General features: G+C 59.3%; 12 protein-coding genes. 7 read left to right on the top strand and 5 right to left on the bottom strand.

From position 1 onward, the window contains the following. Nucleotides 1–13: 13 nt before the first annotated feature. The 6 genes from ACAty_RS06405 (at nucleotide 14) to ACAty_RS06375 (ending at nucleotide 7,876) form a co-directional block, all read left to right on the top strand. Nucleotides 14–1,402, top strand: a complete 1,389-nt coding sequence (locus ACAty_RS06405) for an MFS transporter (RefSeq protein ID WP_004872036.1) — start codon at nucleotides 14–16, stop codon at nucleotides 1,400–1,402. Between the two features lie 147 nt (nucleotides 1,403–1,549). Then, on the top strand, nucleotides 1,550–3,265 hold the full coding sequence (locus ACAty_RS06400) for a chloride channel protein (protein ID WP_004872034.1): 1,716 nt from the start codon (nucleotides 1,550–1,552) through the stop codon (nucleotides 3,263–3,265). A gap of 108 nt (nucleotides 3,266–3,373) precedes the next feature. Continuing rightward, nucleotides 3,374–4,708 carry a chloride channel protein gene (locus tag ACAty_RS06395; protein ID WP_226047532.1) on the top strand — a complete coding sequence of 445 codons (1,335 nt, stop codon included), beginning with the start codon at nucleotides 3,374–3,376 and terminating at the stop codon, nucleotides 4,706–4,708. 362 nt (nucleotides 4,709–5,070) lie between these two features. Then, nucleotides 5,071–6,630, top strand: a complete 1,560-nt coding sequence (locus tag ACAty_RS06385; RefSeq protein ID WP_226047533.1) for an MFS transporter — start codon at nucleotides 5,071–5,073, stop codon at nucleotides 6,628–6,630. A 224-nt stretch (nucleotides 6,631–6,854) separates the two neighbouring features. After that, nucleotides 6,855–7,217 (top strand): DUF488 domain-containing protein, encoded by a 363-nt coding sequence (locus ACAty_RS06380; RefSeq protein ID WP_004872030.1) that lies wholly within the window; start codon nucleotides 6,855–6,857, stop codon nucleotides 7,215–7,217. A 122-nt stretch (nucleotides 7,218–7,339) separates the two neighbouring features. Beyond that, nucleotides 7,340–7,876, top strand: a complete 537-nt coding sequence (locus ACAty_RS06375) for a hemerythrin domain-containing protein (RefSeq protein WP_004872028.1) — start codon at nucleotides 7,340–7,342, stop codon at nucleotides 7,874–7,876. Here ACAty_RS06375 and ACAty_RS06370 read toward each other — a convergent pair. From ACAty_RS06370 to ACAty_RS06360, 3 genes are all read right to left on the bottom strand, one after another. Then, a complete protein-coding gene (locus tag ACAty_RS06370; protein ID WP_014002906.1) occupies nucleotides 7,873–8,811 on the bottom strand; it encodes a DNA-3-methyladenine glycosylase family protein in 939 nt (312 codons plus the stop codon). The genes ACAty_RS06375 and ACAty_RS06370 overlap by 4 nt on opposite strands. A gap of 61 nt (nucleotides 8,812–8,872) precedes the next feature. Further along, a complete protein-coding gene (locus ACAty_RS06365) occupies nucleotides 8,873–9,859 on the bottom strand; it encodes a 2Fe-2S iron-sulfur cluster-binding protein (protein WP_004872765.1) in 987 nt (328 codons plus the stop codon). A gap of 69 nt (nucleotides 9,860–9,928) precedes the next feature. After that, on the bottom strand, nucleotides 9,929–10,393 hold the full coding sequence (locus ACAty_RS06360; protein WP_004872763.1) for a globin domain-containing protein: 465 nt from the start codon (nucleotides 10,391–10,393) through the stop codon (nucleotides 9,929–9,931). A gap of 156 nt (nucleotides 10,394–10,549) precedes the next feature. On the opposite strand from ACAty_RS06360, the gene ACAty_RS06355 reads away from it, so the two are divergent. Next, nucleotides 10,550–11,233 carry a Crp/Fnr family transcriptional regulator gene (locus tag ACAty_RS06355; RefSeq protein WP_004872762.1) on the top strand — a complete coding sequence of 228 codons (684 nt, stop codon included), beginning with the start codon at nucleotides 10,550–10,552 and terminating at the stop codon, nucleotides 11,231–11,233. 66 nt (nucleotides 11,234–11,299) lie between these two features. On the opposite strand, the gene guaA is transcribed toward ACAty_RS06355, so the two are convergent. Further along, nucleotides 11,300–12,841, bottom strand: a complete 1,542-nt coding sequence (gene guaA / locus ACAty_RS06350) for a glutamine-hydrolyzing GMP synthase (protein WP_004872014.1) — start codon at nucleotides 12,839–12,841, stop codon at nucleotides 11,300–11,302. A 9-nt stretch (nucleotides 12,842–12,850) separates the two neighbouring features. Continuing rightward, nucleotides 12,851–14,317, bottom strand: coding sequence for an IMP dehydrogenase (gene guaB / locus ACAty_RS06345; RefSeq protein WP_004872012.1), 1,467 nt, complete (start codon nucleotides 14,315–14,317; stop codon nucleotides 12,851–12,853). Between the last annotated feature and the right edge of the window lie 110 nt (nucleotides 14,318–14,427).

Here is a 14,427-nt window from a genome sequence, read left to right as displayed (position 1 = left end):
ACAGGAAAAATCCATGCCGAAAACTCCCACCTCCTCTGTCCTGGATCAGCGAGAACGTCGCGCAGTGTTCTCGCTCGCGGGTATTTTTGGTCTGCGCCTTCTGGGATTGTTTCTGGTGCTACCGGTATTTTCGGTATACGCCCACAGCCTCAAGGGGGCGGCGGATCATCCCGCGCTCATTGGCATCGCCTTGGGGGCCTACGGGTTGACCCAAGCCATCTTTCAGATTCCCTTTGGCAAGCTCTCGGACCGCATTGGCAGAAAGCCAGTCATCGCCCTTGGCCTCCTGATTTTTGCCGCGGGAAGCGTTGTCGCGGCGGTGGCCACCAGTGTCGACGGACTGCTCATCGGTCGTATCATCCAGGGCGCTGGCGCCGTCGCCGCAGCCATCATTGCCTTGACTGCCGACCTCGTGCGGGAAGAACGCTGGACCAAAGCCATGGCCATTATCGGTATCACGATTGGTGTCAGTTTCAGCATCTCCTTGGTGCTCTCAGCGCCCCTCGCGCACCTCATTGGCGTATCTGGAATATTCTGGGCGACGGCCGTATTGTCCCTGCTAGCCATTGCGGTGCTGTACCTCATCATTCCCAGCGTTCCTGCCAAGTTTCATCGCGATGCCGAACTCAATCCGGCAATGCTCTCCCAGGTGTTGAAGGATCCCAATCTGCGTCGCCTCGATTTTGGTATCTTTGCACTGCATACGGGGTTGACCTCGATTTTTGTGGTTCTGCCATTGGTATTGGTCGATCCGGCGCATCCGATTCTGCCGCTTTCTGCCCAATGGGAGCTCTATCTCCCTATCATGTTGCTCTCGTTTCTGTTCATGATTCCGCTCATCGCCGTTGGTGAGGCAAAACGTAAGCTCAAGGAAGTTTTTCTCTTGGCCATTGTTTTGCTGATCATCGCGGCGGTGTTGCTCGCGAGTTCAGCACAAAGTCTCGCCATCATCGCTATCGCCCTTTTTCTGTTTTTTGTGGGCTTTAATGTCCTTGAGGCGAGTCTGCCCTCTCTGGTTGCCAAATTCAGTCACCCCGGCGCCAAAGGTACGGCAACCGGGGTGTATACCTCTTCGGAATTTTTGGGCGCCTTCTGCGGTGGCCTCCTGGGCGGTTTATTGTATATTCCGGAAACGCGCAATTACAGCACCATATTTTGGGTGGTAACCGCCATCTTTGTCGTTTGGTTTGTGGTGAGCCTGGGCATGCAGCGGCCGCCGTATTTATTGACGCGCATTTTTCCTCTGCCCGACGACGCTACCGACACGCTTCGAGAACGCTTGTTGGCCCTGCCCGGCGTCGCCGAGATTGCCATCTTTGTAGATGAAAAGGCCATATATTGCAAAGTGGACAGCAAAATCTTCGACGAGGCCAGCGCACATGCCGTGCTTACGCAGGCGTAGCCATTGTCTACCATAGTTCCTACGCAGTCACGTGCCGAGCGTGGCGACTCGGTCGACTTAGAAGAGCGCCGCATACTTTGGCAACGGGTGCGGAAAAATCCATTTTTTCATTTTCTATTGGCAATATTCGTCGGTATTATTGCCGGCTTGGGTGCGGTCGTTTTTCGCCGCCTCATTGGCCTCATGCACAATTTCTTTTTTTACGGCCGTCTCGACATCAATTTCAACGATCTGCACCACAGTGCCCTCAGTCCGTGGGGAGCAGGCATTATCCTGGCACCCGTACTGGGCGGCGTCATTGTCGTCTGGTTGGTCCGCAACTTTGCACCAGAGGCGAAAGGCCATGGCGTTCCCGAAGTCATGGATGCCATCTACTATCGCGCCGGGATCATTCGTCCGGTGGTGGTACTGGTCAAGGCGCTGGCGTCGGCAATCACCATCGGCAGCGGCGGCTCGGTGGGGCGCGAGGGTCCCATCATCCAGATCGGCGCCGCCTTTGGCTCCGCTTTGGCGCAGTGGATTCGCCTTCCCGAATGGCAGCGTTTGGGGCTCATCGCCGCCGGGGCCGGTGCAGGAATTGCCGCGACCTTCAACACCCCCGTGGGTGGCGTGCTTTTTGCCGTCGAGCTTATGCTGGTGGAAATCAGCGCGCGTACCCTGGTACCGGTCATGATCGCTACCGGTACCGCAACCCTGATCTCCCGGTTGCTGCTCGGCAACTATCCCTCCTTCATCATTCCACCCAACATCATCGCGCATACCGCGCACATGAATACCATCAATTATCTGCTCTTTGCCATCCTCGGTATCCTCGTTGGTGCGGTCGGTCTCTTTTTTACGCGGATGCTCTACTGGACCGAGGACTTTATGGAAAAGTGGCTGCCGCACCCTTACCTCCGGGCGATATTGGGCATGGCGGCGGTGGGAGCAACCATCTACATCCTGGCCATCACTACCGGGCATTACTACGTGGAAGGCGTGGGTTACGCTACGGTGCAGGATGTGCTCCATTCCACACTACTCAACCCCGCATTCCTTCTCCTTTTGGCACTTTTGAAGATTCTCAGTTTCAGCACCACCCTGGGTGCTGGTGGCTCCGGCGGCGTTTTTTCCCCCTCGCTGTATGTTGGGGCCTTGGTGGGAGGCGCCTTCGTTCTGCTCGTGGATCTGTTGTTTCCCTCCCTACACCTACATTTGGCTACCGGTGCTGCCTTGGGCATGGCGGGTATGGTGGGGGCATCGACTGGCGCCGCGGTCACCGGAGCGGTGATGATTTTTGAGATGACCAACGATTACCACATCATCGTACCACTGATTCTGGTAGCTTCTCTGGCCTTTGGCATACGCCGGATGATCACTCGCGAGAGCATCTATACTCTCAAGCTACTGCGTCGCGGCCATTACATCCCGGAAGCGCGCCACAGCAATCTCTACCTGATGCGCAGCGTAGCCAGCCTCAGCGAAGCACCCTTTCTGCGCCTGCACGACCATCGCCGCCTCAGTGATCTGAAAAAACTAATGAGCCGCTATCCGCGTGTGCCCCACGCTCTGCTCGTGCGGGAGGGCAAGCCCATAGCGGTACTCGCCGCCCACAGACTGAACGAGCTACTGCATCGGCGAGACATCCCCGGCAGTACGCCCTTGTTGGAGCTCGCGAGCACCGACTGGATCGTCGTTGGCGGTGATGTGCAACTCTATGAATTAGTGGGAGAGTTTCGCCGCAGTGCAACCGAAATCGCCTTACTCTGCCGAGACGGGAAGGGACTCACGCGCGCGGAGGATGTGCTGGCGATTGTCTCCGTCGAAGACGTGCTCGCAGACACCGGTTTGCCAGACCGTCTGTTACGGGGGCAAAATGAATGAAAATTTTTGCCGGCCTCGGAAGATGCACCCAGGAAAGACGTGTCCATAGAGCCACAGCCCCGCCCACGGCGCGTGGGTAGTATTCTTTACCCGCAAGCGAGGGAGGGTGTGTTCCTCGTTCTCTTGGGAGCACTTGTCGGTCTATTAACTGGCCTGGGGGCCATCGCCTTCCATTTTCTCGTTGCGATTATCCACAATGTCGCGATAACCGGCAAATTGCAATTTGACCAGAATCTCAATGTGCATACCGAGCCCTCGATTTGGGGCTGGGCATTACCCATCCTACCCGCCCTTGGGGGACTCATCGTGATCTACCTGGCTCGTCACTATGCCCCTGAAATACAAGGGGCTGGGGTGAGCCAAGTCTTGGAGGCAATTCATACGCGTGAGGGTCGTATGCGACGCTCCATAGCCTTACTGCGTCCGCTTGCCACCGCCATAACCATTGGTACAGGTGGATCGGCGGGAAGAGAGGGACCCGCCATGCAGTTTGGAGCAGCCATTACCTCCTGGCTGGATACGATCATGGTTTTGCCTACCCATCGCCGCGTTCATCTGCTCGGCTGTGGTATCGGTGCTGGTATTGCGGCTGTGTTCAACGCGCCTCTGGGAGGATGGTTTCTCGCCATGGAAGTCATTTTGCCGGACTGGCGGCCCTGGACTATTCTTTCCACCTTGGTCGCTACCATCGTCGCCAGCCAAGTCACCGTAATGGTATTTGGTAATTTTCACCTCTTGCCTACGGTCATAAGTACGCCGGTGAATCAGACGATGCCGTTACTCATCTTTGCCGGCTTGGGTTTGGTAGAAGCCCTCGGGAGCATCATTTTTATTGTTACCTTAAGTACGACTACCCACATTAGTGAGCGATTGCTTCCCAATGCGTACGTGCGTCATGCATTGGGGATGTTCCTGGTAGGCCTACTGCTTTTGCTGAGCCTTGCAGTTACCGGACATTATTATTTGATTGGCGGTAGCTATGTCGGTACCGGCGATATCCTCCGTGGCACACTCACCGATACCAACGTTTTGCTTATACTCCTCGTTTTGAAGCTCATAGCTACCAGCCTTACCATCGGCTCGGGTGGATCGGGGGGTATCTTCTCACCCTCGTTATTCATTGGTGCTGCCATTGCTATGCTTTACGGATATTGCCTAACACAATGGCATGTACTATCACCGCACTTAATGGGTACGATAGGCCTATGTGGAATGGCAGGTATGATTGCTGCCAGCACTGGCGCTCTCCTGAGTGCGCCGATAATGGTCATAGAATTGACTGGAAATTATGCTGCGCTGCTCCCGGCAATACTCACTGCTGTAAGCGCTTTCGCTGTACGTCGCATGTTCATGAAAGACAGCATCTATACGCTACCTCTACGCAGACGCGGGGTAAAAATACAGGAAAATCATTATGTTTTGGAGAACAATGATGGGAGATAATATACGCTTAATTTGGCGCTGCTTTCATTCCCCATCCATTATTTCTGACGATGCAGCAGACTCTTTGTTCAACATAATACTCCAACCAGTCATACAAGCACTCCGCTATCTGGAGACGGACAACCACTCCCGGTCGATGGGCATTGGCTTCAATGCTTGCGCCAAAGTAAAGAGGTTGAAAACCACTTCGAACTTCGGCAGCGGATCGCGGATAGCATCTATCTTTTGGATATACACTGCGACGGCCGACGGATTATGAGTCACCGCGGACCTATGAACGAGCATCTCGTTCACTCCGTTTATTGTGCCTAAGGCACCCCTTTGCTAGGCTTCGAGCATTGTTTTTCTCCCGGCGGCAAAACGTGCGTTTCCTCTATCGTCGGCGGCTAGCCGGCATACACTCTGCTCCAGATCGCTTTTTGGCCCTGAACGTGGCCATTGGCCTCGAACATTTTCTGGTACTGTTCAATGGCGGCGCCTATCTACCCATGATCCCACGTATCATTGGTTCGTTGGGACGCAATCCCCTTTATGGCGATTGGAGCCAAGATCTCTACTTTTTGGCTCTGGGTTTGGGTCTGCCCCTTGGACGCTGGGTCAGCCAACGTCATGGTGACCGCAACGGGCTGCTTTTTTGCCTGGCAACCATCTTCCTCGCCTCATTCGTAAGTGCCACCACCCGAGATTACCTGCCGTTTCTGGCCGCTCGAATCGTCGCCGGTCTTGCGGGCGGCCTGAGCATCCCCCTTTCCCTCAACATCCTCCTCCGCCACTACCACAGCGATGCCCGTAGCTTCGGCTTGTTCCTGTGGGGCTTGGCCGCCATTACGCCCTTTGCCCTCGGGCCATTTTTGGGTGGCTGGATCGTGGATAGCTGGGGCTGGCGCTGGCTGTTCACACTCAATTTACCGGTACTGCTCCTGAGCTTTCTCGGGATCTGGCTGTGGGAACCGCCCGCGGCCAAAGGGGAGCCGGCGTCCATGGATTGGCTGGGCTACGCCCTCTTGGTAGCGAGCCTGCTGAGTCTGGAAATGCTCTGCAACCTTGGCAGCAAGGACGACTGGTGGCGTGCATCGGAGATTCGCCTGCTTGCCGCCCTCACGCTGGTCTTGGGCCTGACAGCAATTTGGTGGCTACGCCGACAGCGCTTGCCTGCAGTGGATCTGGGAAGTTTTCGCTACGCCAATTTTCGGGTGGCGGCCATCGGGATTTTTGTGACCGCCTTGGTGTTCCAGGGTACCTTGGCCTTGCTCATTGTTCAGTATCAGTTGAGCTTTGGCTACAGTGCCCGCGCTATCGGTGAGATACTTCTGAGCCTGGCCATTTTTGCGCCTGTCGGCGCCACCTTCACCCACTGGTACCTTGGGCGATTCGACCCGCGCCCCCTGGCCGTGGCGTCTCTGCTCCTTCTGGCCGCAGGTGCCTTCTGGCTCTGCAGTTACGACCTGCCGGTTTCACCAAGCAGTATCGCCGAGCCACCCATGCTGGTGGGTTTGGGTCTTGGCGGGGCCTTTGGCTCCTGGGCACGCATTGGTCTGTGGGGACTTTCCGGACCCGCAGAACAACGCGCAGCCCTAACGCTGAATCTTCTGCGCAGCACCGGTCAGGCCATGGGAATTCCGTTGGTGGCGGCTCTGTGGGAACGCCGCTTGGACCTCCACCGCCATTTTCTGGTGGAGGTTCGGGGCAGTAATCTGAGTTTCTGGAATACTGCCCAGCGCCACTTTGCGCATTTGCCCGGTATCCTCGCGGAGTCCATACGCCAACACGCAGCCATGCTTGCTTTCAATGAGATTTTTTATCTTGCCGCCTGGATTTTTCTGGTCCTTGCGCTCTGGAGTATCCTTGCTCGAGTGCCCAGGGAAAGGAGCACGGAGAGTGTCGCGGAGCAAACGGCCATTGCGGAACTGGTGGAGCCATGACGATGTGTACAGCCTCGACGATACTACCCGCTGCTCGGAGAAGGACATCGACGATTTGCATCCAGGCGGAAGATGCAAGAAAAATTTCATGATCGGAAGCTGGCGCGGTGTGCCATCGCCGGCCTCATTGCCGTGTTGCGGGGACGCCGGGCTTGGTCAAAAACGCGCGGGCCACTGGGCTGATCCGCATGGGACAGGCCCCGGATAGGGGCGGGAGAGAACGCATGGGTGGCCGGGAAATTCGTCCTTGGCGAGTCTACGATCGTCCTTTTCCCGAAGGCTATCGGGTTTTGGTCGAGCGCTTGTGGCCCCGGGGTCTGCGCAAAACCGATCTGGCGCTGGATTATTGGACCAAGGATCTCGCACCATCAACGAAGTTACGACAGTGGTTTCACCACGATCCGGAACGCTGGGTCGAGTTTCGCGAACGGTATCTAGCGGAACTGCAGGCGCACCCCGAGGCAGTATCGGCCCTCACCTCTCAGTTCAAAGGGGATACCCTGCTCCTGCTCTACGCCGCCCACGATACGGCGCACAATGGGGCACTGGTTCTGGCGGATTTCCTGCGCAGTTTGCCGGCGCCGTGAGCCACACTGCGCCCGGTTACGCAGTGGCTTCGCGATCGCGCCACGGTCTTGACGCGGGTCAAGGACGGTCCTGTCGTCGTCTGCAATCCTGCACCGTCCCTGTACCATAGGAACTTGTCATCATGGATTTTTTTCCTGCACCAGCGCCATCCTTCCATGACCCCATTGGGCTCCTGCGTGCCTGCCACGAAAAAATGCTGCGGCATGCGCTTACGCTGGAACGTCTCCCCACCCACCTGGAGCAGCATGGCGCAGATGCGGATTTTGCGCAGGCAGCCATGCGTGTGCTGCGCTACTTCGACGAGGCCGCTCCGGCCCACCACATGGACGAAGAGGCCACGCTCTTTCCCTGGTTGCTCGCTCACCCCGGTTTGTCGGCTGCTTTGCGCAGCACGCTGCAGCGTTTGCGCCATCAACATACGGAGCTAGAGCAAAACTGGTACGACCTTGCCTGCGATTTGCGCCATGTACTGACTAAGGGTGTAGTTTGTCCCCTACGCCTGGAGCCTTTTCTGTCCAGCAATCGGGCGCACCTGCTTTGCGAGAACACGGAGATTTTTCCGTTGGCCGAGGCCTTGCTCGACCCAGAGACGGCCAGGGAATTGGGCACCGCCATGCAGCGGCGTCGCATGGCGAGCTCCTCACCCGGTGGGGTTTAGCGGGTGAAGGACTCCTTAGGCTGGATGTGGTTGCCGGCCTCGAGTCGGCGCAGGAGCATGAGCAAGTAGATCATACCAGCGAAGGGCGACCAAGGCGCTAAGTATCTGAGTGTTTCCTCATAGCCTGCACCTTCAGGGTCTTCGCCGAGCCAGCGTAGGAGACCCTTGCGTCCGCCTACATCGTCGCCGGGAAATACATCGAGGCGGCCCAAGGCCCGTAGAAGCACATATTCCGCCGACCAGCGTCCAATTCCGGGAATCTGCGTCAATCGGTCCCGGATCGCTTCTGTGGGCATTCCTTGCCACGCCCTTTCGTCCAAATCGCCAGCGCGGGCGGCCTCCGCCACGGCGCGTAAGCCCCGCACTTTTTGCCGGCTGAAGCCCAGGCTTCGCAATAACTCCGGCTCTTGCTCCAAAAGTTGCTGGGGGGTTGGAAAAAGAAGGGTTTGATTTAGGCCCCCACTATCCCCTTCGCAGACCCGACACAAGCGATTGAGCAAGAGGATGCCTACCTGCAGGCTCACCTGTTGGCAGGCGACGGCATTGATGAGTCCCTCATAGAGGGAGTCAAAGCGCGGCGGGCGAAATCCTCGGTAACGCTCGCGGAGGCTCGCCAGGCGCGGGTCCTCGGCCGCGAAGACATACCAGGGGGTCAGGTCACGATCGAGGCCGAGAATCCACTGCAGGCGTTCGCACACCCAGGCGATGGCACGGTCGTCATCGGGGCCTGCGTAAATTTCTCCCTCGAGCATGGGCTCCTCCACACCTCGGGTTTGCCACAAGCGCAGGGCCAGCCGTGTCTCTCCATAGTTCCAGGTACGTAGGTAGGCGTCCTGCTCCCAGACGTCCATCGCATTGTGGGCCTGACGGCGCAATCCCCAAACCGTGAGGTCCAGGCGGAAGGGTGGATGGGGACGAAGAGCGAAATAACCCATGACGAGTCGGAACCGCACATACACTGAAGGTCAGGCACTTTGACATATATCGCCTGAGATTTCAGCCGGCACTGGGGGCAAAACTGTCAAAATGGATGTGCTCATGGGAAACGCCGTGGGAGAGTAGAAGGTCCACCGCGGCTTCGATCATGCCGGGGCTGCCGCAGAGATAGACCTCGTGTTCGGACCATGGACCACGCTCAGCTACGCTGGGCAAAAGACGCCGGGGTCCGGCGAAACCAGAAAAAGCGGGATCGGAGCAGCAGACCTCCAGATGGAGATCGGGCCAGGAAATGGCCAGCTCCTGAAGATAGTCCAGGTGATAAAGATCTTCCACGCGTCGGGTACCGAAATAGAGGAAGACGGGAGCCGTCCACGACCGTTGCCGTCGTTCCCTGAGGATAGCCTCGATGGGGGCCAGGCCCGTGCCTGCGGCCACCAACAGCAAGGGCCGCTCCGTATCCCTCTGGAGCATGAATTCCCCTTGAGCAGGACCCAGTTGGAGACTATCCCCCACCCGCGCCTGCTCGAAAAGCCATCCGGAGAAAGCCCCATTGGGCACGGCACGGATGTGGAAGACCAATTCGCCTTCGTCGGGGAGGCTGGCCATGGAGTAGGAGCGCCATTGCCCTGCCTGACCAGGGACCGCGATCCGTGCGTATTGGCCGGCGCGAAAGGGATAGGGGCGATCGCAGCGCAAACGTAGTTCCATTACCGTGTTGGCCAGACGCTGGAGGGAAATCACCGTCCCGGTCCACAGCTCGGTAGCACCATCCACCTGTGCTTCGATGCGCATGGCGCTGCGGGGTTGGAGTTTACAAAGGATGGCCTGCTTATGGACGCGCTCTTCCGGCGTGAGCAGAAGCGGCATGAACGGGAGTTGCACACCCTCGCCGCTGAGGATCCGTCCTTTGCAGTCGCCGCAGGAGCCGTTGCCGCAGCCGTGGTGGATGGCCACGCCCTGCTCCAGGGCGGCCTCGACGATGCATTGATCTTCCCGCACCTGCAGACGGTGCCCGGACGGCTCCAGAATGACCTCATGTTCCATGAAAAACTCCTGGGTTTTTAGGGCTGGGCCCGTGGCTGGACCCAGCGCATCCGATTTACGCGGGAGGGCTCACTGCGTGACCGGGGGAACATCGTCCAGGACCAGGGGCACGTAACGCTCCGGGGCCATGGCCTCGGCGGCCGCCTGGATGCAGATGGTCGAGGCAAGGTTATAGGCTTCGATCCAGGATTCCGCCATGGCCGTCGTCCAAGCCGGTCCCAAGAAGTGCTTGAGGGTCAGCAGCAGACTTTTGCCGACGATGGGATAGTGCTCAGGACGGGTATCGTAGCGGATGTGTCCCACCCCCAACTCCTTGAGGTAGGGAACCAGCATATCGGTATTGTCGATGTTGCTGGCGATGAGAATGACGGAATGGAACAAACGAACCCGTTGTTCGCTCATGTCGCCGGGGAACATCTTGCGGACTTCCGGGTAGTGGCTGAACATGGTGTCGTAAAAGTGCTGGGCGACCTGCACCCCCAGATCCTGTACGGCCTTACCGCTGCTTTTGATCAAATCGATGTCGATGGTCATAGTTCGCTCCTGTAATGCTGCCTAGCCTTGCCGCAAACGGCAGGAACGAGTCTGCGCCGCTGGCATGGTGGCGTCCTTGATCTGTGTCAAGTTTTTGGGGCAGCCCTTGCGCGTGTAGAATGCGGCCCGGAATCCAGCAAACCTTCCGGAGCCCGCGTGGAACTTTCCGACTTGGCCGCACGGTTGCGTCAACAGCCGATTTTCAGTGCCTGGCCGCCCGCGTTACTCAATGCGCTTTTGCCATCTACCCACATGGAGAATTGGGAGGATGGAGCGCTGCTTTTTGTGGAGCAGAGCCCTGCGGCGGACTTTTTCTGGCTCGAATCGGGCGTGGTGGAACTCGTCAGCAGCAGTGCCGAGGGCAAGGAAAAAGTCGTCGAAATCATGCAGGCTGGGGATCTCTTTGCCGAAGGGGTGGCCTTCATGGGCGGTCGCTACCCAGTCAGCGCGCGCTGCAGCGGGGCAGTACGGGTATTGCGGATCCCTTTTGCGCCGGTGGTGGCCACCCTGGACGCCAATCCCCAACTCATGCGCCGCATCCTTGCCCAGCTCAGCATGCGTTTACACTTTTTGGTAAAGGAGTTGCGCCAGTTCAGTGTCCAGTCCGCAGACGCCCGGGTGGCCAATTATTTGCTGGAGTTGGGGCAGACTGCGGAGGCCAGACCGGGGTGGGTCACCTTGCCGGCCAAGAAGGCAACCATTGCCGGACGCATCGGGATCACGCCCGAAACCCTGTCCCGGGTACTGCGACGACTACGGGAGGCGGGGATCATTGCCATTGAAGGCCGACACCTACGCATTCTGGATATGGATATTCTGAAACAACGTGCTTGTGGTTGACATGGACGTAGCCCGCATCTGGAGCAGGATCACCCGTGGGGATTTACCCTATCGACTGCGCGGAGATCACTCCCACTCGATGGTCGCCGGCGGTTTGCTGGAGATATCGTAGACAACGCGATTGACGCCCGCGACTTCGTTGATGATACGCGTGGACATTCGGGCCAAAAGTTCGTGGGGCAGGTGTGCCCAGTCGGCGGTCATGCCGTCGCTGGACTCGACGGCGCGGATGGCCAGAGTCTCTTCATAAGTGCGGCCATCGCCCATCACCCCAACGCTGCGGACGGGAAGGAGTACGGCAAAGGCCTGCCAGACGCGGTCGTAGTAGCCAGCCTCCCGGATTTCTTCCTGAACGATACGATCGGCGCGCCGCAGGACGTCCAGGCGCGGCCCGGTGACCTCGCCCAGGCAGCGAATGGCAAGCCCGGGGCCCGGGAAGGGCTGGCGCCGGACGATTTCCTCGGGCATCCCCAGCTCTCGTCCCAACTCACGAACCTCGTCCTTGAAGAGCTCGCGCAAGGGCTCTACCAACTGCAGACGCATGCGTTCCGGGAGTCCCCCAACATTGTGGTGGGACTTGATGGTGGCGCTTGGTCCCTTGAAGGAGACGGATTCGATGACATCGGGATAGAGCGTGCCCTGAACCAGGAAGTCGGCACCGCCCAGGGCCTTGGCCTCCTCATCGAAGACCTCGATGAAAAGATTACCGATGATCTTGCGCTTGCGCTCGGGATCCGTTACCCCCGCCAAGGCGTCGAGAAAACGCGCGCGGGCATCCACGACGTGCAGGGGGATGTGGAAGTATTGGCGAAAGACCTGACTGACCTGCTCCACCTCACCAAAGCGCAACAGGCCATTGTCCACAAAGATGCAGTGCAGCTGTTCCCCCACGGCACGATGCACCAGTATCGAAGCGACGGCGGAGTCGACTCCCCCGGAGAGGGCGGATATCACCCGGCCCTGCCCCACCTGAGCGCGAACGGCGGCGATGGCGGACTCGGAGTAGGAGTGCATGGTCCACTGGCCGTTGCAGCCGCAGACACCGCGGACGAAATCCGTCAACATTTGCGCACCGGCGGGCGTATGGGCAACCTCCAGGTGAAACTGCACGCCAAAGAGCCGACGCTGCCGGTGGGCGATGGCGGCGAGGGGCGACCCGGGACTGCGGCCGATGGCGACGAATCCCTCGGGCAGGGTCTCGATGCGGTCACCGTGACTCATCCATACCTCTTCCGTACCTCCCGCAACCAGGGATTGGAAGGGACCCTCCGCCTCCAGGATCTCCAGGCGCGCGCGTCCGTACTCACGATGATCCGACTTGGCCACTCGCCCACCCAGCAGGTGGGTCATGAGTTGTAAACCATAGCAGATGCCCAGCACCGGGACGCCCAGGGCGAAGAGTTCGGCATCCACCAGCGGCGCATCGGCATCGGCCACGGAACTGGGGCCACCCGAGAGAACGATGCCACTGGGCTGCCAGGCGCGGATGGCTGCCAGACTCAGGTTGTAGGGGTGGATCTCGCAGTACACCTGCGCTTCGCGAATACGCCGAGCGATGAGTTGGGTGAACTGCGAGCCGAAATCCAGGATCAGGATGCGTTCAGACATGTAGGGGATTCACTCCACCCGGTAGTTGGGTGCTTCTTTGGTGATGTGGACATCGTGCACGTGGCTTTCCCGCACGCCCGCCTGGGTGATCTTGATGAAGCGCGCCTTCTGCCGCAGGGTCTGGAGATCCGCGGCACCCAGGTATCCCATACTGGCCCGCAGTCCGCCCAGGAGCTGGTGAATGACGCCCGCCGCCGGACCCTTGTACGGCACCCTGCCCTCCACACCTTCGGGGACAAGTTTCGGACCCTCGGGATTGGCGCTGTTTTCCTGAAAGTAGCGATCCGCCGAGCCCTGCTGCATGGCCCCCAGCGAACCCATGCCGCGATAGGCCTTGAAGGAGCGCCCTTGATACAGCTCGATCTCGCCGGGGGCCTCGTCCGTGCCCGCCAGCAGGCCGCCCACCATGACGCTGTGCGCGCCCGCCGCCAGGGCCTTGGCGAAGTCACCGGAAAAGCGCACGCCACCGTCGGCAATGAGGGGCACGTCGCTGTCCGCCAGGGCCTTGGCGACATCGCTGATGGCCGTGATCTGAGGTACGCCGACACCAGCGACGATGCGCGTGGTGCAGATGGAACCCGGACCGATTCCGACCTTGACCCCATCGGCTCCCGCCGCGACCAAATCCAGGGCAGCCTCGGCGGTGGCGATATTGCCGCCGATGACGTCCACCCCGGGAAATTGTTCCTTGATCCAACGCACCCGATCGAGAACGCCCTGGCTGTGGCCGTGGGCCGTGTCCACGACGAGGACATCCACACCCGCCGCCACCAGCGCCCGCACGCGCTCCTCGGTGCCCGCCCCTACGCCGACGGCGGCACCAACCAGCAGGCGCCCTTGACTATCGCGGCAGGCCAGAGGATGTTCCGTCGCCTTGCGAATATCCTTGACGGTAATGAGGCCGCGTAATTCGAATTGGTCGTTGACGACGAGGATCTTTTCGATGCGATGCTGGTGCAACAGCGCCTTCGTCGCCTCGAGGCTGGTTCCTTCGGGCACCGTTACCAGGCGTTCGCGCGGCGTCATGACGCTGCGTACCGGCGCCTCCATGCGCGTTTCAAAGCGCAGGTCGCGGTGCGTGACGATGCCCTCGAGCCGATTGCCGTCCACCACCGGCACCCCGGAAATACCGTGCTGCGCCATGAGCAGCAGCACCTCGCGGATGCTGACATCGGCCTTGGTGGTGATGGGGTCCTTGATGACCCCGGCTTCAAATTTTTTGACCCGGCGCACGGCGGCGGCCTGCTCTTCTGCGGTCATGTTCTTGTGGATGATGCCGATCCCGCCCTCCTGCGCCATGCAGATAGCCATGGCGGCGTCGGTCACCGTATCCATGGCCGCAGAGACCAGCGGAACATTGAGGCTAAGGTGCCGACTGAGGCGCGTACCGATGGCCACCTCGCGCGGCAAGACGGCGGAATGTGCCGGCACCAACAGGACATCGTCAAAGGTCAAGGCTTCGCCAATCAGCTGCATAGGTATCGTCCATCAAAGCAAAAAGGGGCCGGGAAAACCGCCCAGCCCCATTTCATGAAGGCAGAGCCAATGATAACCGCAAGTGCGCGTTCCTGACCAGTCACCCGTGA

This window comes from Acidithiobacillus caldus ATCC 51756, from assembly GCF_000175575.2.
Taxonomy (GTDB): Bacteria; Pseudomonadota; Gammaproteobacteria; order Acidithiobacillales; family Acidithiobacillaceae; genus Acidithiobacillus_A; species Acidithiobacillus_A caldus.
The sequence above is the reverse complement of the archived record's forward strand: the minus strand, read 5'-3'. Positions and strand labels throughout refer to the sequence as shown.

What these genes read in the sequence shown, in the direction of transcription:
- ACAty_RS06405 (WP_004872036.1), top strand. Translation starts at nt 14, where the DNA reads ATGCCGAAAACTCCCACCTCCTCTGTCCTGGATCAGCGAGAACGTCGC.
- ACAty_RS06380 (WP_004872030.1), top strand. Translation starts at nt 6,855, where the DNA reads ATGGGTGGCCGGGAAATTCGTCCTTGGCGAGTCTACGATCGTCCTTTT.
- ACAty_RS06375 (WP_004872028.1), top strand. Translation starts at nt 7,340, where the DNA reads ATGGATTTTTTTCCTGCACCAGCGCCATCCTTCCATGACCCCATTGGG.
- ACAty_RS06370 (WP_014002906.1), bottom strand. Translation starts at nt 8,811, where the DNA reads ATGGGTTATTTCGCTCTTCGTCCCCATCCACCCTTCCGCCTGGACCTC.
- ACAty_RS06365 (WP_004872765.1), bottom strand. Translation starts at nt 9,859, where the DNA reads ATGGAACATGAGGTCATTCTGGAGCCGTCCGGGCACCGTCTGCAGGTG.
- ACAty_RS06360 (WP_004872763.1), bottom strand. Translation starts at nt 10,393, where the DNA reads ATGACCATCGACATCGATTTGATCAAAAGCAGCGGTAAGGCCGTACAG.
- guaA (WP_004872014.1), bottom strand. Translation starts at nt 12,841, where the DNA reads ATGTCTGAACGCATCCTGATCCTGGATTTCGGCTCGCAGTTCACCCAA.
- guaB (WP_004872012.1), bottom strand. Translation starts at nt 14,317, where the DNA reads ATGCAGCTGATTGGCGAAGCCTTGACCTTTGACGATGTCCTGTTGGTG.